Origin of the sequence: Streptomyces sp. 150FB, from assembly GCF_000818195.1 — a bacterium.
In the GTDB taxonomy this organism is placed as follows: Bacteria; Actinomycetota; Actinomycetes; order Streptomycetales; family Streptomycetaceae; genus Streptomyces.
Genome location: NZ_JTHL01000001.1, coordinates 2023419 through 2047161 on the forward strand (window position 1 = coordinate 2023419; position 23743 = coordinate 2047161).

19 protein-coding genes and 1 tRNA gene are annotated in these 23743 nt (G+C 68.4%); 13 read left to right on the top strand and 7 right to left on the bottom strand.

Going from position 1 to position 23743, the window contains the following annotated elements; genetic code table 11:
- From QR77_RS42090 to QR77_RS08365, 8 genes are all read left to right on the top strand, one after another.
- The coding region (locus tag QR77_RS42090; RefSeq protein WP_160310891.1) for a hypothetical protein at positions 1-492 on the top strand (492 nt) is incomplete at its 5' end.
- A gap of 292 nt (positions 493-784) precedes the next feature.
- Positions 785-2011, top strand: coding sequence for a branched-chain amino acid ABC transporter substrate-binding protein (locus QR77_RS08335; protein WP_173476280.1), 1227 nt, complete (start codon positions 785-787; stop codon positions 2009-2011).
- Positions 2012-2173: 162 nt separating this feature from the next.
- Entirely contained in the window at positions 2174-3103 is a 930-nt protein-coding gene (locus QR77_RS08340; protein ID WP_040020656.1) for a branched-chain amino acid ABC transporter permease, read from the top strand.
- A gap of 5 nt (positions 3104-3108) precedes the next feature.
- A complete protein-coding gene (locus QR77_RS08345) occupies positions 3109-4887 on the top strand; it encodes a branched-chain amino acid ABC transporter permease (RefSeq protein ID WP_040027535.1) in 1779 nt (592 codons plus the stop codon).
- Positions 4884-5789, top strand: coding sequence for an ABC transporter ATP-binding protein (locus tag QR77_RS08350; RefSeq protein ID WP_040020658.1), 906 nt, complete (start codon positions 4884-4886; stop codon positions 5787-5789). Before QR77_RS08345 ends, QR77_RS08350 begins: the two co-directional genes overlap by 4 nt.
- Positions 5786-6502 carry an ABC transporter ATP-binding protein gene (locus QR77_RS08355; protein ID WP_040020660.1) on the top strand — a complete coding sequence of 239 codons (717 nt, stop codon included), beginning with the start codon at positions 5786-5788 and terminating at the stop codon, positions 6500-6502. The genes QR77_RS08350 and QR77_RS08355 overlap by 4 nt, the downstream gene beginning before the upstream one ends.
- Before the next feature lie 278 nt (positions 6503-6780).
- Positions 6781-8751 (top strand): TetM/TetW/TetO/TetS family tetracycline resistance ribosomal protection protein, encoded by a 1971-nt coding sequence (locus QR77_RS08360; protein WP_040020662.1) that lies wholly within the window; start codon positions 6781-6783, stop codon positions 8749-8751.
- Between the two features lie 124 nt (positions 8752-8875).
- A complete protein-coding gene (locus QR77_RS08365; RefSeq protein WP_040020666.1) occupies positions 8876-9808 on the top strand; it encodes an SDR family NAD(P)-dependent oxidoreductase in 933 nt (310 codons plus the stop codon).
- Positions 9809-9851: 43 nt separating this feature from the next.
- On the opposite strand, the gene QR77_RS08370 is transcribed toward QR77_RS08365, so the two are convergent.
- The gene (locus QR77_RS08370) at positions 9852-10505 is read right to left on the bottom strand and encodes a response regulator (RefSeq protein WP_040020667.1); all 654 of its coding nucleotides are present in this window, start codon (positions 10503-10505) and stop codon (positions 9852-9854) included.
- 91 nt (positions 10506-10596) lie between these two features.
- Here QR77_RS08370 and QR77_RS08375 point away from each other — a divergent pair.
- A tRNA-Leu gene (locus tag QR77_RS08375) sits at positions 10597-10682 on the top strand.
- Between the two features lie 79 nt (positions 10683-10761).
- On the top strand, positions 10762-11556 hold the full coding sequence (locus QR77_RS08380; protein WP_040020668.1) for a sigma-70 region 4 domain-containing protein: 795 nt from the start codon (positions 10762-10764) through the stop codon (positions 11554-11556).
- Between the two features lie 20 nt (positions 11557-11576).
- Here QR77_RS08380 and pyk read toward each other — a convergent pair whose 3' ends face one another.
- Both pyk and QR77_RS08390 read right to left on the bottom strand, forming a co-directional pair.
- Positions 11577-13010: a pyruvate kinase gene (gene pyk, locus QR77_RS08385; RefSeq protein ID WP_040020670.1), complete on the bottom strand. Its 1434-nt coding sequence runs from the start codon at positions 13008-13010 to the stop codon at positions 11577-11579.
- A 137-nt stretch (positions 13011-13147) separates the two neighbouring features.
- A complete protein-coding gene (locus QR77_RS08390) occupies positions 13148-13879 on the bottom strand; it encodes an SIMPL domain-containing protein (RefSeq protein ID WP_040020672.1) in 732 nt (243 codons plus the stop codon).
- A 160-nt stretch (positions 13880-14039) separates the two neighbouring features.
- Here QR77_RS08390 and QR77_RS08395 point away from each other — a divergent pair, with 160 nt between their 5' ends.
- Together QR77_RS08395 and QR77_RS08400 are read left to right on the top strand one after the other, a co-directional pair.
- A complete protein-coding gene (locus QR77_RS08395; RefSeq protein WP_040020673.1) occupies positions 14040-15857 on the top strand; it encodes a 5'-nucleotidase C-terminal domain-containing protein in 1818 nt (605 codons plus the stop codon).
- 257 nt (positions 15858-16114) lie between these two features.
- The gene (locus QR77_RS08400; RefSeq protein ID WP_236710565.1) at positions 16115-17026 is read left to right on the top strand and encodes a serine hydrolase; all 912 of its coding nucleotides are present in this window, start codon (positions 16115-16117) and stop codon (positions 17024-17026) included.
- 11 nt (positions 17027-17037) lie between these two features.
- Here the strand turns inward: QR77_RS08400 and QR77_RS08405 are convergent, their stop codons facing one another.
- Positions 17038-18447: a SidA/IucD/PvdA family monooxygenase gene (locus tag QR77_RS08405; protein WP_040020674.1), complete on the bottom strand. Its 1410-nt coding sequence runs from the start codon at positions 18445-18447 to the stop codon at positions 17038-17040.
- A 433-nt stretch (positions 18448-18880) separates the two neighbouring features.
- Complete coding sequence (gene pepN, locus QR77_RS08410; protein ID WP_040027537.1) at positions 18881-21373, bottom strand: aminopeptidase N; 2493 nt, start codon at positions 21371-21373, stop codon at positions 18881-18883.
- Positions 21374-21733: 360 nt separating this feature from the next.
- Here pepN and QR77_RS08415 point away from each other — a divergent pair, with 360 nt between their 5' ends.
- Complete coding sequence (locus tag QR77_RS08415; RefSeq protein ID WP_040020675.1) at positions 21734-22132, top strand: DUF6221 family protein; 399 nt, start codon at positions 21734-21736, stop codon at positions 22130-22132.
- Between the two features lie 81 nt (positions 22133-22213).
- On the opposite strand, the gene QR77_RS08420 is transcribed toward QR77_RS08415, so the two are convergent.
- Both QR77_RS08420 and QR77_RS08425 read right to left on the bottom strand, forming a co-directional pair.
- Positions 22214-22543, bottom strand: a complete 330-nt coding sequence (locus QR77_RS08420; protein WP_040020677.1) for a chorismate mutase — start codon at positions 22541-22543, stop codon at positions 22214-22216.
- A gap of 157 nt (positions 22544-22700) precedes the next feature.
- Positions 22701-23534 carry a serine protease gene (locus QR77_RS08425; RefSeq protein ID WP_040020679.1) on the bottom strand — a complete coding sequence of 278 codons (834 nt, stop codon included), beginning with the start codon at positions 23532-23534 and terminating at the stop codon, positions 22701-22703.
- Positions 23535-23743 lie beyond the last annotated feature (209 nt).

The following is a 23743-nucleotide window of genomic DNA, read 5'->3' on the forward strand; positions in this document are numbered from 1 at the left end:
CGGCGCCGCGCCCTGCTCACGGCCGCGGCCTGCGCCGTACTCGCCGCCGCGGCCTTCAACCTCCTCGGGCCGCACCGCCGTTCGGCGGTGACTCCGGCGCCGGACCCCGTCGAGGCGACCCGGATCAGCTACGCGGGACCCGCCGGAACACCCGACAGGACCAGCCACAGCTTCACCCTCCGCATCAGGATCACCGTCGCCCAAGGGCCGCCCGTCACCGTCGAATCCGTACGCCAGCCGTTCATGGCCCTGACCACCGCAGCGCTGCCCGAAACGCCCTTCACCGTGACCGAACGGCACACCCGCACGGCCACGTTGCGCGTCACCGTCGACAACTGCGCCGCCACTCCGGCCGACGTGAGGCTGCCCTTCCTGACGGTAACACTGCGTAACGCACGCGAAATACGGAAAGAGAGTTTCGTCCTCAGCCGCGCCTACGCCACCGACGTCGCCGCCGCCATCGGAGCCATTTGCGGCCCGTCAGTACCGTGATCAGCCCAAGCCCCTTAGCGGAACTGGGGGTTCTCAGAATGTGGGCATCTGGGGCCGATCACAGAAACGCCCTCTCTGTCCATACTTCGACCCCCTACCCATGTTCATGGCATAACAAGACAGTCACATCCTGACCTTCACCGGTCTCCCACCCCGATACCTCGCTTATAGTCACGCCCAGTCACCGCGCCGCCGGGCGCGTCCACTGCACGGCCCAGCACCACCCCGTACGGCCCGGCGAGACACACGGCGCCTCAGCAGAGGCAGCCGCGCCAGGGAGAGGATTCATCTCGTGCGACAGCGTTCGTTGCTCATACTCACCACCGTGCTCACCACCGGAGCACTCACACTCACTGCGTGCGGGTCGCGCGACGACAAGGCCGACTCCGGCAGCGGCTCCGGCACCACCGTGATCATCGGTGTCGACGCACCTCTGACCGGCGCCAACTCCGCCACCGGCCTCGGCATTCAGTACGGCGTGCAGATCGCCGTCGACGACGCCAACTCGAAGAAGACCGTCCCGGGTGTCACCTTCAAGGTGCAGGCCCTGGACGACAAGACGCTGCCCGCCACCGGCCAGCAGAACGCCACCGCCTTCGTCGCCAACGAGGACGTCCTCGGCGTGGTCGGCCCGCTGAACTCCAACGTCGCCACCTCGATGCAGAAGACCCTCGCCAGCGCGAACCTCGTGGAGATCTCCCCCTCCAACACCGCGCCCGAGCTGACCCAGGGCAAGGACTGGAACGGCGGCACCAAGAAGCGCGACTACAAGTCGTACTTCCGCACCGCCACCACGGATGCGCTCCAGGGCGGCTTCGCCTCCCAGTACGCCTTCGAGACGCTCAAGAAGAAGAACGCCTACGTCGTCGACGACAAGCAGACGTACGGCGCCGGCCTCGCCAGCCTCTTCAAGGCCGGCTTCCAGAAGGAGGGCGGCAAGCTCGCCGGCGAGGACCACGTCAACACCGGCGACAAGGACTTCGCCACCCTCGTCACCAAGATCAAGAGCTCCGGCGCCGACATGGTGTACTACGGCGGCCAGTACGACGAGTCGGAGATCCTCACCAAGCAGCTCAAGGACGCCGGCGCCAAAATCCCGCTCATGGGCGGCGACGGCATGTTCTCCGACACGTACATCAAGACCGCGGGCAAGGCCTCCGAGGGCGACCTCGCCACCTCGGTCGGCGCCCCCGTCGACACCCTGCCCACCGCCAAGGACTTCATCGCCAAGTACAAGGCGAAGAACTACCCCGGTGACTACGGCACCTACGGCGGCTACTCCTACGACGCCGCCACGGCCATCATCAAGGCCGTCGGCAACGTCGTGAAGGACGGCAAGGTGCCCGACGGCGCCCGCGAGAAGATCGTCACCGAGGTCCAGAACGGCAAGTTCGACGGCATCGCCGGACCCGTCGCCTTCGACCAGTACGGCGACACCACCAACAAGCAGCTCACCGTCTACCAGGTCGTCAAGGGCGCCTGGAAGGCCGTGAAGAGCGGCACGTACGACGTCGGCTAGAACCGCCGGCACAACCCTCGCACCACCCGGTGCGGCAACGCACAGCGTCACCGCACCACCCCGGCAGCGTGGGTCGACCACGCTGCCGGGCCGGCCGCCACCTGCCGCAGGTCGCTCGCCCTTCCTCCCCGCTCACACACCCGATCACATGGAGGCCATGCGGTGAACACCCTGCCGCAGCAGCTTGCCAACGGGCTGTTCCTCGGCTCGATGTACGGGCTGATCGCCATCGGTTACACGATGGTGTACGGCATCGTTCAGCTCATCAACTTCGCCCACGGAGAGATCTTCATGACCGGGGCCTTCGGTGCCCTCACGGTCCATCTCCTGCTGCCTGACGGCATATCCATCTGGATAGCACTGCCGCTCATGCTCATCGGCGGAGCACTCGTCTCCGTCCTCGTGGCCGTCGGAGCCGAACGCTTCGCCTACCGGCCCCTGCGCGGCGCACCACGCCTCGCACCCCTCATCACCGCCATCGGTCTCTCCCTCGCGCTCCAGCAGGTTGTCTTCAACCTCTACCCGAACGCCAGGACCTCACGGACCTTCCCGCAGATCTCCGATGTCCCCATCCACATCGGCTCCGTCAACGTCCAGAGCGGCGACATCTTCCTCGTCGTCGCCGCCTTCATCTGCATGACCGGTCTCGCGTTCTTCATCCGCACCTCGCGCACCGGCCGCGCCATGCAGGCGACCGCACAGGACCCTGACACCGCCCAGCTCATGGGCATCGACACCAACAAGATCATCGTGATCGCCTTCGCCATCGGCGGCATCTTCGCCGCCGTCGCCGGCGTCTCCTACGGTCTCAAGTACGGCAGCATCGACTACTCGATGGGCTTCACCGCCGGACTCAAGGCCTTCACCGCCGCCGTCCTCGGCGGCATCGGGAACGTCTACGGTGCCATGCTCGGCGGCATCGTCCTCGGCCTCACCGAAGCGATGGCCACCGCCTACATCTCCAACATCCCCGGCATGGAACAGTTCGGCGGCCAGGCCTGGGCGACCGTATGGGCCTTCATCCTCCTCATCCTCGTACTGCTGCTGAGGCCACAAGGCCTACTCGGCGAACGCGTCGCGGACAGGGCGTGAACACCATGACCACCACCACGGAACACACCAACCGCGGTGTCCTCCCGCTACCGGCAGGACCCGCCGGCCTCCTCGTTGTCATCGGCGCCGTCGTCACCATCGGCAGCGCGTTCATGTCCTGGACCTACACCTCGGAATTCCCCGGCGACCTCACCGTCTACGGCTACCCCGCGGGCCTCCAGATCCTCGCCCTCATCGGCGGGCTCCTCACGCTGCTCTTCGGCCTCACCCGCTGGAACGTGACCGGGCTGCGCTGGCTCAACCCCACCGGCGCCACCAACCCCGTGCTCCTCTCGGCGGTCGGCGCCTTCGCGATCACCTGGTTCACCGCCATCGCCATCGCGGTCGACCTCGGCGGCCTCGCCAACCTCGACCCCGGCGCCTGGGTCGCCGTCGTCGGCGGCGCGCTGGGCGTCCTCGGCGCCCTGGCACTGCCGCGTACCGGCACCTCCGTACGCGACTACCTGGCCAAGCCCGAGAATCTCCCCCGGGCGGCCGAACAGGCGCCCTGGATCCAGCGGATCGTCATCACGCTCGTCACCGCCGTCGGCCTCGCGGCCTTCAGCTACGGCATCGGCATCGACAACGAGGACAGCGAGACCTTCGTCGGCTTCATCCTCCTCGTGGTCCTCGGCGCGATGGCGTTCTTCAGCGCCGGGCTCATCGAACGATTCTCCGAACTCAACGCCCGCCACAAGGGATTCGCCACCTCCATGGCCTTCCTCGCGGCAGCGCTGTTCCCGTTCACCCAGAGCAACGACCACAACGCCAACCTCGGCGTGAACATCCTCATCTTCGGTACGGTCGCCCTCGGCCTCAACATCGTCGTCGGCCTCACCGGACTCCTCGACCTCGGATACGTCGCCTTCCTCGGCGTCGGCGCCTACGCCGCCGCCCTGGTCTCCGGCTCCGAGTTCTCCCGCTTCTCCGGTGTCCAACTGCCCTTCTGGGCCGCCGCACTCGTCGGCATGGCCGCCTCGCTCGTCTTCGGCGTCCTGATCGGCGCGCCGACCCTGCGGCTGCGCGGCGACTACCTCGCCATCGTCACCCTCGGCTTCGGTGAGATCTTCCGCATCGCCGTCAACAACCTCGACGGCTCCTCGGGACCCGACATCACCAACGGCCCCAACGGCATCACCAGCATCCCCGACCTCAACCTCTTCGGGTTCGACTTCGGCCTCGCACACGACATCGTCGGCTTCACCATCGGAAGATTCGCCAACTACTTCTTCCTGATGCTGGTGATCACCGCACTCGTCGTGCTGGTCTTCAACCGCGCCGCCGACTCCCGGATCGGCCGCTCCTGGATCGCCATCCGCGAGGACGAGACAGCCGCCACCGCCATGGGCATCAACGGCTTCCGCGTCAAGCTCATCGCCTTCGCACTCGGCGCCACACTCGCCGGCCTCGCCGGTACGGTCAGCGCGCACGTCACGTACAGCGTCGTGCCGAGCCCGTACCAGTTCGCCGGAGCGGCCCCGCCCAACTCCGCGTTCCTGCTCGCCGCCGTCGTCCTCGGCGGCATGGGCACCGTGGGCGGCCCCATCCTCGGCGCGACCCTGCTCTACCTCATCCCCGAGAAGCTCGGCTTCCTCAAGGAATACGAACTCCTCGCCTTCGGCGTCGCCCTCATCCTGCTGATGCGCTTCCGCCCCGAAGGCATCATCGCCAACCGGCGCCGCCAACTCGAATTCCACGACACCGGCCAACTCGACACAGCGTCGGACGAGGCCCTGACCGACTCCACCGTCGGCGTCACCAAGGCGGGGACACAGCCACGATGACTACCGCGACCGCGACCACACCGAACACCGCCACCGCCGTCCTCGAAGCCTCCGGCGTCACCATGCGCTTCGGCGGACTCACCGCCGTACGCTCCGTCGACCTCACCGTCAACGCGGGCGAGATCGTCGGGCTCATCGGCCCCAACGGCGCGGGCAAGACCACCTTCTTCAACTGCCTCACCGGCCTGTACGTCCCCACCGAGGGCACCGTCTCCTACAAGGGCAAGGTCCTCCCGCCCAAGCCCCACCTCGTCACCAGCGCCGGCATCGCCCGCACCTTCCAGAACATCAGGCTGTTCGCCAACATGACCGTCCTGGAGAACGTCCTCGTCGGACGCCACACCAGGACCAAGGAAGGCCTCTGGTCCGCGCTCCTGCGCGGCCCCGGCTTCAGGAAAGCCGAAAGGGTCTCCCGCGAACGCGCCATGGAACTCCTGAAGTTCATCGGCCTGGAGAACAAAGCCGACCACCTCTCCCGCAACCTGCCCTACGGCGAGCAGCGCAAGCTCGAAATCGCCAGGGCCCTCGCGAGCGAGCCCGGCCTCCTCCTCCTCGACGAACCCACCGCCGGTATGAACCCGCAGGAGACCCGCGCGACCGAAGACCTCGTCTTCGCCATCCGCGACAGAGGCACCGCCGTCCTCGTCATCGAGCACGACATGCGCTTCATCTTCAACCTCTCCGACCGCGTCGCCTGCCTCGTGCAGGGCGAGAAACTCGTCGAAGGCACCGCCGAAGTCGTCCAGGGCGACGAACGCGTCATCGCCGCCTACCTGGGAACGCCCTTCGAGGGCGACCCCGGACAGGCCGAAGTCGACGAGGTCAACGCGGCCGAAGCAGCCGGCGCCACCGGGAAACCCAGCACCACCGGTACGACCGGTCCGGAAGGAGAAGCGCAGTGACCGCACTCCTGGAGGTCGAGGACCTCAAGGTCGCCTACGGCAAGATCGAAGCCGTCAAGGGCATCTCCTTCACCGTCGAAGCCGGCCAGGTGGTCACCCTCATCGGCACCAACGGCGCCGGCAAGACCACCACACTGCGCACCCTCTCCGGGCTCCTCAAGCCCGCCGGAGGACGCGTCATCTTCGACGGAAAGCCGCTGGCCTCCGTACCCGCCCACAAGATCGTGGCACTGGGCCTCGCGCACTCCCCCGAAGGCCGGCACATCTTCCCCCGGCTGACCATCACGGAGAACCTCCAGCTCGGCGCGTTCCTGCGCACCGACAAGGCAGGCATCGAGAAGGACGTCCAGCGCGCCTACGACCTCTTCCCCATCCTGGGTGAACGCCGCAAGCAGGCCGCCGGCACCCTCTCGGGCGGCGAACAGCAGATGCTCGCCATGGGACGCGCCCTGATGTCCCAGCCCAAGCTGCTGATGCTCGACGAACCGTCGATGGGGCTCTCCCCCATCATGATGCAGAAGATCATGGAGACCATCGTCGAACTCAAGGCGGCGGGCACCACGATCCTCCTCGTCGAACAGAACGCCCAGGCCGCCCTGTCGCTCGCCGACCAGGGGCACGTCATGGAGATCGGCAAGATCGTCCTGTCGGGCACCGGCGAGGACCTGCTGCACGACGAGTCCGTACGCAAGGCCTACCTGGGCGAGGACTGACCCGACCGGAGCAGCCCCGGGACACGTCCTGAGCACGTCCCGGGCACGTCCTGGGTACGCCCGCCAGCCGTACGGCGAAGGCCCGCACCCCCACAGAGGGGATGCGGGCCTTCGCCATGCCCGCCGGGCCCCCCGGAAATCGGTTGCGGCCCCCGCCCGCATCTGGTGCACTGCCCGCGACACCGATCGCCCACGACCACGTCCAGGAGCCGAAATGCGCCGAGAGTTCATGCCAACCACGAAGGTAACCACTGCCTATTCGAGGGACATGACACTCCGTGCGAACGCTCAACCTGGGAATCCTGGCGCACGTCGACGCCGGTAAGACAAGCCTGACCGAACGGCTGCTCCACGCCGCCGGCGCCATCGACAGCATCGGCCGCGTCGACGACGGCACCACCCGCACCGACACCCTGGCACTCGAACGCCAACGCGGCATCACCATCAAATCCGCCGTCGCCTCGTTCGACCTCGACGACACCACCGTCAACCTGATCGACACACCCGGCCACCCGGACTTCATCGCCGAGGTGGAACGGGTACTCAACGTGCTCGACGGCGTCGTACTCGTCATCTCCGCCGTCGAAGGCGTCCAGGCGCAGACCCGTGTCCTCATGCGCACACTGCGGCGCCTCCACATCCCGACGATCATCTTCGTCAACAAGACCGACCGCCGGGGCGCCGACCCCGAGCGCGTACTCCACGACATCGCCGGGAAACTCACACCGGCGATCATCCCCATGGGCACCGCACACAGCGCGCGGTTCACTCCGTACGGTCCCCACGACACGGCCTTCGCCACCGAACTGGCCGACCGGCTCGCCGCGAACAACGACACGCTCCTGGCCGCCTACGTCGACGACGAAGCGACGCTCACCTACCGGCGGCTCCGCGAGGAACTCGCCGACCAGACACGGCGCGCGCTCATCCACCCCGTCTACCTCGGCTCCGCCGTCACCGGCGCCGGCACCGACGACCTGATCACCGGCATCAGGGAACTCCTCCCCGCCACCGAGGACACAGCCCGGGACGGCGGCCAGGACGACGGCCAGGACGCCGAAGTACCGGCCTCCGGAACCGTGTTCAAGATCGAGCGCGACCCGGCCGGCGAGAAGATCGCCTACGTCCGCATGTTCACGGGCACCGTACGCACCCGGGAACGCCTCCAGTACCGCGAGGACGACGAAGGCAAAATCACCGCCATCACCACCTTCGACCACGGCGCCACCACCCCGCGCACCGCCCTCACCGCCGGACAGATCGGCACACTGCGCGGCCTGCCCGACATCCGCATCGGCGACACCGTCGGCACACCACGCACCACACCCACCGACAGCCACCACTTCTCACCGCCGACGCTGGAAACCGTCATCACCCCGTGCCGCGCCGGGGACAGAGGCGCGCTCCACACCGCCCTCAGCCAACTCACCGAACAAGACCCCCTGATCAACCTGCGCCACGACGAAATCCGGCAGGAGATCTCCGTCTCGCTCTACGGCGAGGTACAGAAAGAAGTCATCCAGGCCACCCTCGCCGGCGAATACGGCATCGACGTCACCTTCCGCGAAACCACCACCATCTGCGTCGAACGCCCGACCGGCACCGGCGCCGCGCACGAGATCATCGGAAAGCCCACCAACCCGTTCCGCGCCACCGTCGGCCTGCGGATCGACCCCGCCCCCACCGGCGCCGGCACCACCTTCCGGCTCGGGGTCGAACTCGGCTCCATGCCCGCCGCGTTCTTCACCGCCGTCGAGGACGCCGTACGGGAAACCCTCCAGCAAGGACTTCGCGGCTGGCAGGTCACCGACTGCACCGTCACCATGACCCACTCCGGCCACAAACCCCCGCCCAGCACCCCCGGAGACTTCCGCAACCTCACACCACTGCTGCTGATGGAAGCGCTCCGCCAGGCCGGCACCACCGTGTACGAACCGATGCACCGCTTCCAGCTCGACGCACCCGCCGACACACTCTCGGCCGTACTCCCCCTCCTCGCCCAACTCCGGGCCGTCCCACGGACCACGGCCACCCAGGGCGCCTCGTACCGGCTCGAAGGCGAGATCCCCGCCGCCCACGTCCACCGGCTCGGCCAGGAACTCCCCACCCTCACCAGCGGCGAGGGCGTACTCGAAGCCGCCTTCGACCACTACCGGCCCGTCACGGGGACACCCCCCACCCGCCCCAGGACCGACCACAACCCGCTCAACCGCAAGGAGTACCTGCTGCACGTCGTACGCCGCGTATGACCGGGGCGGTGTGACAGGGGTGGTGTGACAGGGTCCGGCCGTAAGGGGGAACGGCCGGACCCCGGGTACGAGCAGACCCCCTCAGGGACCGTACGGAGGCCCCGGCGGTGGTTGCCTTGAACCCATGAACCCCACCACACGCATCACCACCGACTTCAGCGCACAGTCCACCGCGGCCGAGGTCGTCCACGGCACCGACCTCACCGGGCGCCGGGCCGTCGTCACCGGCGCCACCTCAGGAATCGGCGTCGAAACCGCCCGCGCACTCGCCTCGGCCGGAGCCGACGTCACCCTCGCCGTCCGCGACACCGAGGCTGGCCGGCGTACGGCCGACGACCTCACGGCCGGCACCGGCAACACAAAGATCCACGTCGCCCGGCTCGACCTCGCCGACCCCGCCTCCGTCGGCGCGTTCGTCACCGCATGGGACGGCCCACTGCACATCCTCATCAACAACGCCGGCGTACTCACCACCACCGAGAGGCGCACACCGGAGGGCTGGGAGCTCCAGTTCGCCACCAACCACCTGGGCCACTTCGCCCTCGCCACCGGGCTCCACCCGGCCCTCGCTGCGGCCGGCGGCGCGCGCGTCGTATCACTCAGCTCGAACGGGCACCTCGATGCGCCCCTCGACCTGGACGACCTCGACTTCCGCAAGCGCCCGTACGACGCCCTGAAGGCGTACGGCCGGTCCAAGACCGCCACCGCGCTGTTCGCCGTCGAAGCGCAGAAGCGCTGGGCCGCCGACGGCATCACCACCAACACCGCCAACCCGGGCGCCGTCATGACCAGCCTCGCGCGCGACTACAGCCCGGAGGACCTGGCGGCCGCGGCGGCCAACTACGAGTTCAAAACCCCCGAACAGGGCGCGGCCACGTCCGTCCTCCTCGCCACCGCACCGAGCCTCGAAGGCATCGGCGGGCGCTACTTCGAGGACTGTGAGGAGGCGGAGCCCCACACCCCCGCCAGGCCGTTCTACGGAGTCGCCGACCACGCGCTCGACCCGGAGCAGGCCGGGCGGCTGTGGCGGGAATCGCTCGCCACACTCGCCGTGTAGTACGGCGGAGCTACGGCGAGCCCACGACTGAGCGGCGGCTGGGCTACTGCCCCTTCGCCGCCTTCTTCTCCTCGGCGTCCTCGATGACGGCCTCGGCGACCTGCTGCATCGACAGACGACGGTCCATCGACGTCTTCTGGATCCACCGGAAAGCGGCCGGCTCGGTCAGCCCGTACTGCGTCTGGAGGATCGACTTCGCACGGTCGACGAGCTTCCGCGTCTCCAGCCGCTGAGTGAGATCGGCGACCTCACCCTCCAGCGCCCGCAGCTCGTTGAAACGCGACACCGCCATCTCGATCGCCGGGACCACATCGGTCTTGCTGAAGGGCTTCACGAGATACGCCATGGCCCCGGCATCGCGAGCCCGCTCCACGAGATCACGCTGCGAGAAGGCGGTCAGCATCAGGACGGGCGCGATGGATTCGGCGCCGATCTGCTCGGCGGCGGAGATCCCGTCGAGCACCGGCATCTTCACATCGAGGATGACCAGATCGGGCCGGTGCTCCCGGGCCAGCTCGACGGCCCGCTGCCCGTCACCGGCCTCGCCCACGACGGAGTAGCCCTCCTCTTCGAGCATCTCCTTGAGGTCGAGACGGATCAGAGCCTCGTCCTCGGCGATGACGACGCGCGTCGTCAGCGGCGGGACGTGCGACTTGTCGCCGTCGTCGGCGGGCTGGGGCGCTTCGGGGGTGGTCACGGGGCTCCTTGTTCGAGACGCGATACTGCTCTCCATGAGCCTACCCAGAGGCATCGGAGTCCAGGGACCCGGTAGACTCTCGGCAGCGCCGGCCGGGTTGGTGGAATGGTATACACGGAGGTCTCAAACACCTCTGCCCGTGAGGGCTTGCGGGTTCGAGTCCCGCACCCGGTACCAGCGAAAGTGGATGTTCACGTTCTCGTGAACATCCACTTTTCGTTACGCAGCGCCAGATGGAGTAACACAGAGTGGCTCCATGTACTTTCACGGCACTCCGGTGCGACAGCAGGCACTCACCCTTCTACGCGGCGGTGCCCGGAACGCGGACGTCGCCCGCCGGCTGAACGTCCCGGTCGGAACCGTCGGCTACTGGCTCCACGAAGACCGCAAGAAGCGCGGCGAACGGGTCCCGCCACGCCGTTCGTTACTCTGCCCGGTCTGCGACGACCGTCCGCTCGACAACGCCGCCTACGCCTACCTGCTGGGGCTCTACCTCGGCGACGGCCACATCAGCCACTACTCCAGGCACAGAACTCCCAGCCTCACGATCACCCTGGACAACGCCTGGCCAGGCATCCAGGACGAAGCACAGTCCGCCATGGCCACCGTCTACCCGGACAACGCCACCTGCCGGGTCCGCAGAGAGGGGGCCACCAACATCAAGGTGTACTCCAAGCACCTGCCGTGCCTGTTCCCCCAGCACGGCCCGGGCAAGAAGCACGACCGCATGCTGGCGCTCGCGCCGTGGCAGCAACGGATCGTGGACGAGTACCCCTGGCCGTTCATCCGGGGTCTCATCCATTCCGACGGCTGCCGGATCACCAACTGGACAGAGAAGATCATCGGCGGCGAGCGCAAGCGGTACGAGTACACGCGCTACTTCTTCTCCAACGCGTCGGCCGACATTCTGCGGTTCTTCACCGAGACCCTCGACGCGGTCGGCGTGGAGTGGAAGCCCGGCAACCAGAAGAGCCGCATCGTCCAGAACATCTCCGTCGCCCGCAAGGCGTCCGTCGCCCTCATGGACGTCCACGTCGGCCCCAAGTACTGACTCCGTCCGCTGCCCCCGTCCTACTTCGGACTGTCGTCCTCGCCGACGTGGTGCACCCGTACCAGGTTCGTCGTGCCCGCCACGCCCGGCGGGGAGCCTGCCGTGATCACCACCAGGTCGCCCTTCCGGCAGCGGCCGATCCGGAGCAGCGTCTCGTCGACCTGGTCGACCATCGCGTCCGTCGTCTCGGCCTGGGTGATCAGGAACGCTTCCACTCCCCAGGTCAGGTTGAGCCGGCCGTGTGTCGCCGCGTCGGGGGTGAAGGCCAGCAGGGGGATCGGGGAGCGGTAGCGGCTGAGGCGTTTGACGGTGTCGCCGGACTGGGTGAAGGCGACGAGGTACTTGGCGTCGAGGAAGTCGCCCATTTCGGCGGCGGCGCGGGCCACGGCGCCGCCCTGGGTGTGGGGTTTGGTGCTCTCGTCGAGTTCGGGGAGGCCTTTGGCGAGGAGGTCTTCCTCGGCGGCTTCCACGATGCGTCCCATGGTCTTGACCGTTTCGACGGGGTATTTGCCGACGCTGGTCTCGCCGGAGAGCATCACCGCGTCGGTGCCGTCGATGACGGCGTTGGCGACGTCGGAGGCTTCGGCGCGGGTGGGGCGGGAGTTCTCGATCATCGATTCGAGCATCTGGGTGGCGACGATGACGGGTTTGGCGTTGCGCCGGGCGAGGCTGATGGCGCGTTTCTGGACCATGGGCACGTGTTCGAGAGGCATTTCGACGCCGAGGTCGCCGCGGGCGACCATGATGCCGTCGAAGGCGGCGACGATGCCGTCGATGTTCTCGACCGCCTGTGGTTTTTCGATCTTGGCGATGACGGGGAGCCTGATGCCCTCCTCGTCCATGACGCGGTGGATGTCGTGGATGTCGTCGCCGGTGCGTACGAAGGAGGCGGCGATGGCATCGGCGCCGGTGCGCAGGGCCCAGCGGAGGTCTTCGACGTCCTTCTCGGAGAGCGCGGGGACGGAGACGGCGACGCCGGGGAGGTTGAGGCCCTTGTGGTCGGAGACGAGGCCGCCTTCGAGGACGGTGGTGTGGATGCGGGGGCCTTCGACGGAGGTGACGTGCAGGGCCACCTTGCCGTCGTCGACGAGGATGCGTTCGCCGGCGCTGAGGTCGGCGGCGAGTCCGGCGTAGGTGGTGCCGCAGGTGTGGCGGTCGCCGGGGTGGGGTTCGACGGTGATGGTGAATTCGTCGCCGCGTTCAAGGAGTACCGGGCCTTCGCGGAAGGTGCCGAGTCGGATCTTCGGACCTTGTAGGTCGGCGAGGATTCCGACGCTGCGGCCGGTCTCGTCGGCGGCTTTCCGTACGTGGTGATAGCGCTCCGCGTGTTCGGCGTAGGTGCCGTGACTGAGGTTGAGGCGGGCGACGTCCATTCCGGCTTCGATCAGGGCTTTGATCTGCTCGTAGCTGTCGGTGGAGGGGCCCAGGGTGCAGACGATTTTCGCTCGGCGCATATATGGAGCGTAGACCTTACCGGCGGGTAGGAAATTGGTTGGGGATGTATTCCGATGGCCTTTCGCATGACGAGTTGTTAACAAGCCTTGAATTGTGCGCTGGCGTGCTCCTTTGAGCGACCACGGTGCGTCGGGAATTACGCGCCGAGGTCGGGCGGTGTCATGGTGAAGCGGGCGTTGACGTGGGCGTGGAGGGTTTGGCGCTGGGGTTCGAGGTCGAGGGCCGGGGTCTGCTCGGGATCGGCGGCGCCTCCGTAGGCGGCGCGGTTGCGGAGGCTCCCGCCCGGTGCGGGCGCGCCGTATCCGCCGGAGTTCTCGGCGCCGATGTCGGCGAGTTCGACGAGAGCGGCGAGTTCGGCGCCGAGGGCCCCGGCGTACTCGCGGGCGCGCTGGACCGCTTCGCGTACGGCTTGGCGGCGGGCCTCGGCGCGTGCCGGTGAGTTCGGGCGCAGTCCCCACCAGGGTCCGGTGATGTGGGTGAGGTCGAGATCGGCGAGGCGGGTGGTGAGTTCGCCGAGGACGGTGAAGTCGGTGAGTTCGGCGGTGATGTGTACGCGCCCGTGGTAGGCGTGGATGCGTTCGCCCCGGCCTCGTTTGGTGAGTTCGGGGCTGATGGAGTACGTACCGGTTTCGAGTTTTTCGACGGCGTCGCCGTAGGCCTTGATGAGGGCGATGACGTCGTTGTTGCGGCGGGTGAGGTCGGCGACGGCGGTGCGGCGGTCGGCGGAGCGGGTGGAGACGGCGATGCCGATGCGGGCGATTTCGGGGTCGACCTCGAGGTGTGCTTCGCCTCGGACGGCGACCCTGGGTGCGTCGGGGGTGCCGTACGGGGCGGGGGTGCCGGGCGTCTCGGGTGTGTCGGCGGTCATGGCGCGGCTCCTTCTGCGGTGCGGTGCGGCGGGTGGAACCACTGTCGCATCTGGGCGCCGTGATGGGTGGTCATCCAAACGAAACCTGTGGGGGGTGTTGCGAGTTGGGGGTTCTGGGCCAGAATCTACGCGCGTTGTTCGCTGGATCGAGGGAGTAGAAATGCCGCTGGACAGAAGGACGTTCCTGGGGAGCTCGGCTGCTGCCGGGGCGGGTGCCGCCCTGGCGGGTGGGGTCGCCGGGCCTGCCGAGGCGGTGGGTCGTCAGCATGGCGGTGGGCACGGGCACGGGCGTCCGGCGCAGCGGTATTCGTTCACCGTGCTGGGCACGACGGACATGCATGGGAATGTGTTCAACTGGGATTACTTCACGGACAAGGAGTTCGACGACGCCGATCACAACGACGTCGGGCTGGCGAAGATTTCCACCATGGTGGAGGGGATTCGCCACGAGAAGGGCCGCCGTAACACGCTGCTGATCGACGCGGGCGACACGATTCAGGGTACGCAACTGTCGTATTACTACGCGCGGATCGATCCGATCACGGCGAAGCGTGGTCCCGTGCATCCGATGGCGCAGGCGATGAATGCGATGGGGTACGACGCCGCGGCGCTCGGTAACCACGAGTTCAACTACGGCATTCCGGTGCTGCGGAAGTTCGAGTCGCAGTTGGATTTCCCGTTGCTGGGCGCGAACGCGCTCGACGCGAAGACGCTGAAGCCGGCGTTCGCCCCGTACGTCATGAAGAAGTTGCGTTCGCCCGAGGGGCGTGAGGTGCGGGTGGCGATTCTGGGGTTGACGAATCCCGGGATCGCGATCTGGGACAAGGCGAATGTCCAGGGGAAGATGACGTTTCCCGGTCTTGAGGAGCAGGCGGCGAAGTGGGTGCCGAAGCTGCGTTCGATGGGTGCGGATGTGGTGATCGTGTCGGCGCATTCGGGCGCTGACGGGACGTCGTCGTACGGGGATCAGGTGCCGTACGTGGAGAACGCCGCCGCCCTGGTGGCGGAGCAGGTGCCCGGTATCGACGCGATTCTGGTGGGGCACGCGCATGTGGAGATTCCCGAGCGCCGGGTGGTGAACAAGGCGTCGGGCAAGGAAGTGGTGCTTTCCGAGCCGCTCAAGTGGGGGCAGCGGCTGACTGTTTTTGATTTCGATCTGGTGTGGGAGCGGGGTTGCTGGAAGGTCGAGCGGGTCGGTTCCAGGGTTCTGAACTCGAATACGGCCGTCGAGGACCGGAAGATCACCAGTCTGCTCCTCGATGAGCACCGCAAGGTGATCGCGTACGTGAACGAGGTGATCGGTACGTCGACGGTGGCGATGACGACGGTGGACGCCCCGTGGAAGGACGAGCCGATCATCGACTTGATCAACCATGTGCAGGCGGAGACGGTGAAGGCGGCGCTGGCCGGCGGCGAGTGGGCGGCGTTGCCCGTGTTGTCGCAGGCGTCGTGTTTCTCGCGTACGGCGGTGATCCCGGCGGGCGACGTGACCATCAAGGACGCGGCGGGTCTCTATCCGTTCGAGAACACCTTGGAGGCGCGGCTGGTGACGGGAGCGCAGATCAAGGACTATCTGGAGTTCTCCGCCCAGTATTATGTGCAGACGGCGGCCGGTGCTCCTGTCGATACGTCGAAGCTGACGAATGCGGGGAACACACCGGATTACAACTACGACGCGGTGTCGGGTCTGACGTACGAGATCGATATCGCGAAGGCGGCGGGTTCGCGGATCGCCAATCTGATGTTCGAGGGTAAGCCACTTGATCCGGCTGCCCAGTTCGTGCTGGCGGTGAACAATTACCGGGCGAGCGGCGGCGGCAATTTCCCGCATGTCGCGGCGGCTCAGCAGGTGTGGGCGAATTCGGACGAGATCCGTAACACGATCATCGCCTGGGTGACGGCGGCGGGTTCGGTGGATCCGTCGGCGTTCGCCTCGGTGGACTGGAAGCTGACGCGGGACGGTACGCCGGTCTTCTAGTTCGAACGTTCATGAGTCCCCGCCGGTCCGCTGACGGGGACTCATGCGCGGGCTGGTGGCGTTCCTCTTCTTCGAGGAGGAAGGGGAGTGAGGCGGTCGGTGCGGTGGTTTCCTCCGGACAGGGAGAAACATCGGGTGTGAAGGCAACCTGGTGGTGGGGCCAACCTGTTGACCCGACTGTGAACCAACTACGCGACATTCGCCGACCCGGAGCACCCCTGCTGGCAGGTGGCCGCCGCCGCCTGCTCAGAGCCTCCGTGGGGGCCCTCACCATCGGTGCTGTCCTCGCCCTCTCCCCCCTGGCCTCCACCGCACAGGCCGCCACCGCGCCGTCCCCCGCCGCGCCGTCCGTCAGCGCCACGGGCGCCGTGCTGCTCGACGAGGCGTCCGGGGCCACCGTCTTCGCCAAGACGGCGGACACCAGGCGTCAGATGGCCAGCACCACCAAGATCATGACGGCCGCCGTGGTGCTCGGCGTCAGGGGCGTCGACCTCGACCGCCAGGTGACCGTCAAGCAGACCTACCGCGACTACGTCGCCGCTCAGGGGGCGAGCACCGCCGACCTGCGCACCGGAGACGTACTGACGGTTCGTCAGCTCCTGTACGCGACGATGCTGCCCTCGGGCTGCGACGCCGCGTACGCCCTGGCCGACACCTTCGGCACCGGGACGACCGTCGCGGCCCGCACCGCTTCGTTCATCGCGATGATGAACAAGGAGGCCGCCGCGCTCGGGCTCAAGGACACCGAGTTCGACTCCTTCGACGGCATCTCCCCCGGCGGCGACAACTACTCCACCCCGCGCGACCTGGCGAAGATGGCCGAACACGCCATGGAGAACGCCGACTTCCGTACGATCGTCAAGACCGCGCAGTACACCGCGTCGGCTCCGGCCGCCAACGGCGGTGTGCGCACGTACACCTGGTTCAACACCAACGAACTGCTCGGCTCGTACCAGGGCGTCATCGGCATCAAGACCGGCAGTGGCACCGCCGCCGGGCTCTGCCTGGTCTTCGCCGCCACACGTGGCGACAAGACCGTGGTGGGCGTGGTCCTGAACAGCCCCGACCGCTTCACCGACGCCGCGAAGATCCTCGATTACGGCTTCGGCTCCAGCACGGCGAAGACGATGCGACTGCGCACTCTGCCGGCGCACGCCCAGCGGGACTGACCCCCGCGCGTTCAGCGGACTTCGGTGAGGGGGACCAGGCCCCTCGGTGCGGGTACCGAGTGGGCCCGGTTCCGGTCCTCCAGGCCGAAGGTGGTGAAGGCGGTGCGGCGCGGCAGGGGGTAGGGCTCGTCGCCGGTGAGGTGGTTGAGGATGGACGCGCTGCGCCAGGCGGCGAGGCCGAGGTCGGGTGCGCCGACGCCGTGGGTGTGGCGTTCGCCGTTCTGCACGTAGATGGTGCCGCTGACCGAGGGGTCGAGGACGAGCCGGTGGTGCTGGTCGATGCGGGGCCGGTCGGAGCTGTCGCGGCGCATGTAGGGGTCGATGCCGGCGAGGATGCGGTCGACCCGGCGTTCGCGGTAGCCGGTGGCGAGGATGACGGCGTCGGTGGTGAGCCTGGAGCGGGTGGCCTGCTGGGTGTGCTCCAGGTGGAGTTCGACCTTGGTGGTGGCGACGCGCCCCGCGGTACGGACGCTGACTCCTGGGGTGAGGACGGCGTCGGGCCAGCCGCCGTGCAGGGAGCGCCGGTACAGCTCGTCGTGGATGGCCGCGATGGTGTCGGCGTCGATGCCTTTGTGGAGTTGCCACTGGCGCGGGAGGAGTTCGCCGCGTACGTGTTCGGGCAGGGCGTGGAAGTAGCGGGCGTAGTCGGGGGTGAACTGTTCCAGGCCGAGCTTGGAGTACTCCATGGGTGCGAACGCCTCGGTGCGGGCGAGCCAGTGGATTCTCTCCGCTCCGGCGGGCCGGGCGCGGAGCAGGTCGAGGAAGATTTCCGCGCCGGACTGTCCTGAGCCGATGACGGTGATGTGTCCCGCGGCGAGGAAGCGTTCGCGGTTGGCGAGGTAGTCGGCGGCGTGGATGACGGGGACGGTGGGCGCTTCGGCGAGGGGGCGGAGCGGTTCGGGGATGTAGGGCTCGGTGCCGATGCCGAGGGCGATGTTCCGGGTGTGGGCGCGGCCCAGTGCCTCCGCCTCACCGTCCTGGTCGAGTTGGGTGAAGTCGATCTCGAAGAGGCGGCGTTCGGGGTTCCAGCGGACGGCGTCGACCTGGTGGCCGAAGTGGAGCGTGGTGAGCTGTTCGCTGGTCCAGCGGCAGTAGGCGTCGTATTCGGCGCGCTGGATGTGGAAGCGCTCGGCGAAGTAGAAGGGGTAGAGGCGGTCGCGGGCCTTGAGGTAGTTGAGGAAGGACCAGGGGCTGGTGGGGTCGGCGAGGGTCACCAGGTCGGCGAGGAAGGGGACTTGGAGGGTGGTGCCTTCGATGAGGAGGCCGGGGTGCCAGTGGAACGCGGGGCGCTGGTCGAAGAAGGCGGTGGTGAGGGGGGTGCGCAGGCCGTCGGCGAGTGCGGCGAGGGAGAGGTTGAAGGGGCCGATACCGATGCCCACCAGGTCGTGGGCTGTGTCGAGGTCGGTTGACTGGGGGGTCATCGGGGGGTGCTGCCTTCCACGAGTCGGGGTGGTGCGGGGGTGGGCCGTGGTACTGGTCAGGGGCGTCCCCCGGTCCGCGTGGGGCCCTGTTACCAGAGTGTCGGGTGTCGCTGGTCGTGCCCCGGCTAGCTCAACGATCCGAACCCGAAAGTGGTACCGGCCGACCGCACGGGCGTGTTGGTGCCCTGGTGGTGGTGCGTGGGTGGTAGGCGCACGAACGTGCGCGGGCCGTCGTGGCGGCGCGCGGGTGGCATGCGGTGGTACGGGGTGGTGTACGTAGGGCGCGCGGACGGCGCGCGTTCCGGCCGTACGGCGGTGCGGTCCCGTACCGAGGCGGCGCGGGGGCGCGGGCGGGCGCGGTTCCCTCAGTGGCCCGAGGGACCGCGCCGGCGTGCGTACGGACCGCGCCCGGCACGGAGCCGGGGCGGCGGTGTCAGGCCCGGCGTACGTGCAGCGCGCGCCGCAGGTCGTCGAGCTGGTCGATGAGTGCGCGGCGCAGGGCGGGCAGCAGCTCGTCGCCGTCCAGGCACTGGCGGCCGAGGTCCAGGGTGTCCTGGTCGATCGCGTGGCCGGGGAAGGCGTAGCGTCCGGCGGCCGCCGCGATGACCGGGCCCCTGCGGGCGGCGACGGCTGCCGCCTCGGGGAAGAAGCGGGGCACGTACTCCTTGACGAGGTCGGTCTGTTCGGGCTGCCAGAAGCCCTGGGCGGTGGCGACGAACAGGTAGTTGGAGAGGTCGTCGGAGCCGAAGAGCCGGTCCCAGGCGGCGGCCTTGGCCTCCGGGTCGGGGAGGGCGGCGCGGCAGCGGGCGGCGCCTTCCTGTCCGGTGGCGCTGGGGTCGTGCTCCAGTTCGGTGGCGATGGCGCCCTCGTCGATAGCGCCGAGGACGGCGAGGCGCTTGAGGACGCGCCAGCGCAGTTCGGGGTCGAGTTCGGGGCCGCCGGGGACGCCGCCGGAGGTCAACCAGTCCTGGATGCCCTCGGGTTGGGTGGCGGCGTCGATGAAGTGCCGTACGGCGGCGAGGCGCAGCCCCGGGTGGGAGCCGTCCTCGGTGCGGCGGATGAGGTCGCGGCAGACGGCGGTGAGGGTGGCGAGGCCGGCGGGCCTGTCCTCGGGGGTGAGGTAGCGGTCGGTGATCTGTCCTGCGGCGAAGGCGAGGACGCCTTCGACGACGGCGAGGTCCTGTTCGCGGGGGAGGTGCGCGCGGGCCGCTTCGAGGTAGGCGGTGGGCGGGAGTTCGCCGTCGCGGACCATGTCGCGTGCGGCGTTCCAGATGACGGCGCGGGTGAGGGCGTCGGGGACGCCGGACAGCGCGTCGAGTGCGGTGTTCCAGGATTCGGGGTCGAGGCGGACCTTGGCGTAGGTGAGGTCGCCGTCGTTGAGTACGACGAGGGCGGGGCGGCGGCCTGGCCTGGCGGTGGCGTCGGCGGTGGCGGGCAGGTCGAGTTCGAGGAGGTCGCGGCGTACGAGCCTGGCGGGGTCGACGACGTCGCGGTCGTACGTACCGGCGTGGATGTGGTGGGGCCGGCTGCCGGTGTGGGCGACGTCGAGGGTCCAGCCGGCGGGGGTGGTGGTGATCTCCGGGGTGAGGGTGTCGACGCCGGTGGTGCGGAGCCACCGCTCGGCCCAGGTGTGGACGTCGCGGTCGGTGCTCCTGGCGAGGGAGTCGATGAAGTCGGCGAGGGTGGCGTTGCCGTACTTGTGGCGTTCGATGTGGACGTTGATGCCGGCGAGGAAGTCCTTCTCGCCGAGCCAGGCGACGAGTTGGCGGAGGGCGGAGGCGCCCTTGGCGTAGGAGATCCCGTCGAAGTTGAGCAGCGCGGACGCGGTGTCGGGGACGGCCTCGTGGTCGGGGGCGACGGGGTGGGTGGAGGGCCGCTGGTCGGCGTCGTAACCCCAGGCCTTGCGTCCGATGCCGAAGTCGACCCAACTGCCGGTGTACTGGGTGGCTTCGGTGATGGTCTGGTAGCCCATGTACTCGGCGAAGGACTCGTTGAGCCAGATGTCGTCCCACCAGGCGAGCGTGACGAGGTCGCCGAACCACATGTGCGCCATCTCGTGCGCGATGACCATGGCACGGGTCTGGCGCTCGGTCTCGGTGACGGCGCTGCGGAAGACGAATTCGTCGCGGAAGGTGACGAGGCCGGGGTTCTCCATGGCGCCCGCGTTGAACTCGGGGACGAAGGCCTGGTCGTAGGAGTCGAAGGGGTAGGGCTCCGTGAACTTCACGTGGTAGCGGTCGTAGCAGGCGCGGGTGAGGTCGAGGAGTTCGTCGGCGTCGGTGTCGAGGTGGGGGGCGAGGGAGCGCCGGCAGTGGATGCCGAAGGGGATTCCGGCGTGTTCGGTGCGTACGGAGTGCCAGGGTCCCGCCGCGACGGCGACGAGGTAGGTGGAGATGAGGGGCGTGGGGGCGAGGGTCCAGCGGCCTTGGCCGGTGGGGGTGGCGATGCTGTTGCCGAGGACGGTCCAGGCTTCAGGTGCGGTGACGGTGAGTTCGAAGACCGCTTTGAGGTCGGGCTGGTCGAAGGCGGCGAAGACGCGCTGGACGTCTTCCATGAACATCTGGGTGTAGAGGTAGGTCTCGCCGTCGGCGGGGTCGGTGAAGCGGTGCATGCCCTCGCCGGTCCGGGAGTAGAGCATGTCGGCATCGACGCGGAGTTCGTGTGCGCCGGCGTCGAGCCCGGTGAGGGCGAGCCTGTTCTCGGTGAGCGTGGCGGGGTCGATGGTGTGTCCGTCGAGCGTGACGGAGCGCAGCGTGGCGGGCTTCAGCTCGACGAAGGTGTCCCCGGCCGCCCGGGTGGTGAAGTGGATGACGGTCCGGGAGTCGAAGGTCTCGTCGCCGGTGGTGAGGTCGAGGGCGACCGTGTAGCGGTGCACGTCGAGGAGTTGGGCTCGGGTCTGCGCTTCGTCGCGCGTCAGTACGGACATGGTGGCCATGCTGCCTGATGGGGCAGGAGTGGCGCAGCAGGGTTCGCTACGCTGTGGGCGCACGTATTCCCGGGGGTTCGGCTTCCCGGGGGGCGGCCGGAGCGGTTCGGCGGCGGCTCGCGGGTGCTTTCCCGCACTCCGCTGTTCGTACGCGGTCGGTGTCCGTCGCTGCGGGAGAATGCCGGGCATGGACATTGCCAAGCTCGACGGGACGGCGGCCGGCCCTGCCCGCCGTTTCCGCGAACCCGGGGGCGCTCTCGGTGCGCCCCGTATCACCGGCCGTGACAGTGGCGGTGGCCGCGCGTGGGTACGCGGGGCCAGGGGCGGCGCCGGTTCGCCCGCGGCGGGAGGAACGCGCGCGTGAGCGACAACACGGACCTGATCGCGTTCGTCCGCGCCCGTCTCGACGAGGAGGCGCTGCTCGCGCGGGACGCGGGCGGTGACGTCTGGTGGACTCCCAAGGACCTCCCCGGGGAGGTCCACGGCCGGAGCGGGGTCATCGCCTTCAGCCTGAAGTCCGAGCGGTACGACGCGCACATCGCGCGCCAGGACCCGGCCGACACGCTGCGCCGTGTCGCGGCGAGCCGGGTCGTTGTCGACGAGTACGCGCAGATCGCCGAGCTGGACACGGACACCGCCGCGTACGACCACACGTCGGTCAGGGCCATCGGTCTGGGGTTCGCCGTACGGCAGATGGCGGCGCAGTATCCGAGCCATGCCGATTACCGGGCGAGGTGGATGCCGAGGTTCATCCGGTAGCGGTGGCGCGGGTCATGGCCACCGGGGCCGCGTCGCCGGGGGGTGCGTCGCCGGGGTGCGTCGCCGGGGGTGCGGCCGCCGTCAGCGGTCGGCGGCGGACGGCCCGTCGGCGATCCGTTCGTGGTGGCGGATGACCTCGGCGATGATGAAGTTGAGGAGCTTCTCGGCGAACGCCGGGTCCAGTTTGGCGCTCTCGGCGAGCTGCCTCAGCCGGGTGATCTGGCGGGCTTCACGGGCCGGATCGGCGGGCGGGAGCCGGTGTTCGGCCTTGAGGTGGCCCACCTGTTGGGTGCATTTGAAGCGCTCGGCGAGCATGTGGACCACAGCCGCGTCGATGTTGTCGATGCTTCCGCGGAGGCGTTCCAGTTCGGCGCGTACGGGCTCGTCGATGCCCTGATTACTCGTCGTCATGATCGCGAAGCTTAGACGTCCGGGCGCCGTAACAGGGAAGTAACCGGGAAGACCGGGAAGAAGGACAGATGCCGGACCAGTGATCGGTCCGGCACCTGTCCTCAGGTCGTACGGGTCAGCGCGTGCGGTTCAGGGTGTGCGGGTCAGGGCGTGCGGGTCAGAGAGTCGACGCCGCCTGCGCGATGGCCGACGCGAAGGTCGAGACCTCGGTGTAGACGCCCGGGAAGCCCGGCCGCGCGCAGCCGTTGCCCCAGCTCACGATGCCGACCTGGATGAAGGCGCCGTTGTTGTCCTTGCGGAACATCGGGCCGCCGGAGTCACCCTGGCAGGTGTCGGTACCGCCCTGCGGGAAGCCGGCGCAGATCTCCTCGCCGGTGATGATGTCGCCGCTGTACGACGACTGGCAGCTCGCGTCGGAGACGAAGGGGACCGTCGCCTTGAGCAGGTAGCGCTGCTGGGCGCCGCCCTCGGTCGCCCCGCCCCAGCCGGCGATCGTGAAGTTGCCGGTGTTGTACGTGGTGGTCGTGGCGATCTTCAGCGTGGGCTGGTTGACCGATTTGGCGAGCTTGATCAGCGCCCAGTCCTTGCCTGCGCCGTCGTATCCCGGTGCCTGGAGGACCTTGGTGGACTTGACCTTCACGGCGCTGGAGCTCTGGAGGTCCACGACGCCGGTGGTCGCGGTGATGCTGGTGTTGTTGCCGCTCCCGTCCACGCAGTGCGCGGCGGTCAGGACGATGTTGGGGGCGTAGAGCGCGCCACCACAGCCCATGGAGAGCCTGACCATGAAGGGGAACTCGCCCTGCGCCGCCCGGGTGCCGCCGACGACGGGCGGGGCGATCGGGGCCACGTTCTTGACCGACGCCGGCGTCGACGGGGTGTGGGCGGGTGTCGCCGAGGCCGGGGTGAGCTGGAGGCTCACAGCGGCCAGGATGACCGCGCTGGTGGCGGCGCATCTCTTGAGGACACGCATGAGCTGACGCGGCTGGTTCATGGGGCTGCCTTCCGTGGAGGGGGGAATGCTGGGGGCAGTGCACGAAAGCGGTACCGGCGGGTGCTCAGCACGTGGTCGACCCGCGTAGACACAGATGCGTCGCGCATGGATGTCATGGGCTCGACAAAACGTGATCCGGATTATGCGGAGGAGTCGCGGGGTGCCACAAGTAGTTGATTTCGGCCGTTCGCCAGACGCTTCCCGGCCAC

Bases quoted from the DNA above. Each gene is read 5' to 3' on its own strand.
- QR77_RS08345 (WP_040027535.1), top strand. From the start codon at position 3,109: ATGACCACCACCACGGAACACACCAACCGCGGTGTCCTCCCGCTACCG.
- QR77_RS08350 (WP_040020658.1), top strand. From the start codon at position 4,884: ATGACTACCGCGACCGCGACCACACCGAACACCGCCACCGCCGTCCTC.
- QR77_RS08365 (WP_040020666.1), top strand. From the start codon at position 8,876: ATGAACCCCACCACACGCATCACCACCGACTTCAGCGCACAGTCCACC.
- QR77_RS08380 (WP_040020668.1), top strand. From the start codon at position 10,762: ATGTACTTTCACGGCACTCCGGTGCGACAGCAGGCACTCACCCTTCTA.
- pyk (WP_040020670.1), bottom strand. From the start codon at position 13,010: ATGCGCCGAGCGAAAATCGTCTGCACCCTGGGCCCCTCCACCGACAGC.
- QR77_RS08390 (WP_040020672.1), bottom strand. From the start codon at position 13,879: ATGACCGCCGACACACCCGAGACGCCCGGCACCCCCGCCCCGTACGGC.
- QR77_RS08395 (WP_040020673.1), top strand. From the start codon at position 14,040: ATGCCGCTGGACAGAAGGACGTTCCTGGGGAGCTCGGCTGCTGCCGGG.
- QR77_RS08405 (WP_040020674.1), bottom strand. From the start codon at position 18,447: ATGACCCCCCAGTCAACCGACCTCGACACAGCCCACGACCTGGTGGGC.
- pepN (WP_040027537.1), bottom strand. From the start codon at position 21,373: ATGTCCGTACTGACGCGCGACGAAGCGCAGACCCGAGCCCAACTCCTC.
- QR77_RS08420 (WP_040020677.1), bottom strand. From the start codon at position 22,543: ATGACGACGAGTAATCAGGGCATCGACGAGCCCGTACGCGCCGAACTG.
- QR77_RS08425 (WP_040020679.1), bottom strand. From the start codon at position 23,534: ATGAACCAGCCGCGTCAGCTCATGCGTGTCCTCAAGAGATGCGCCGCC.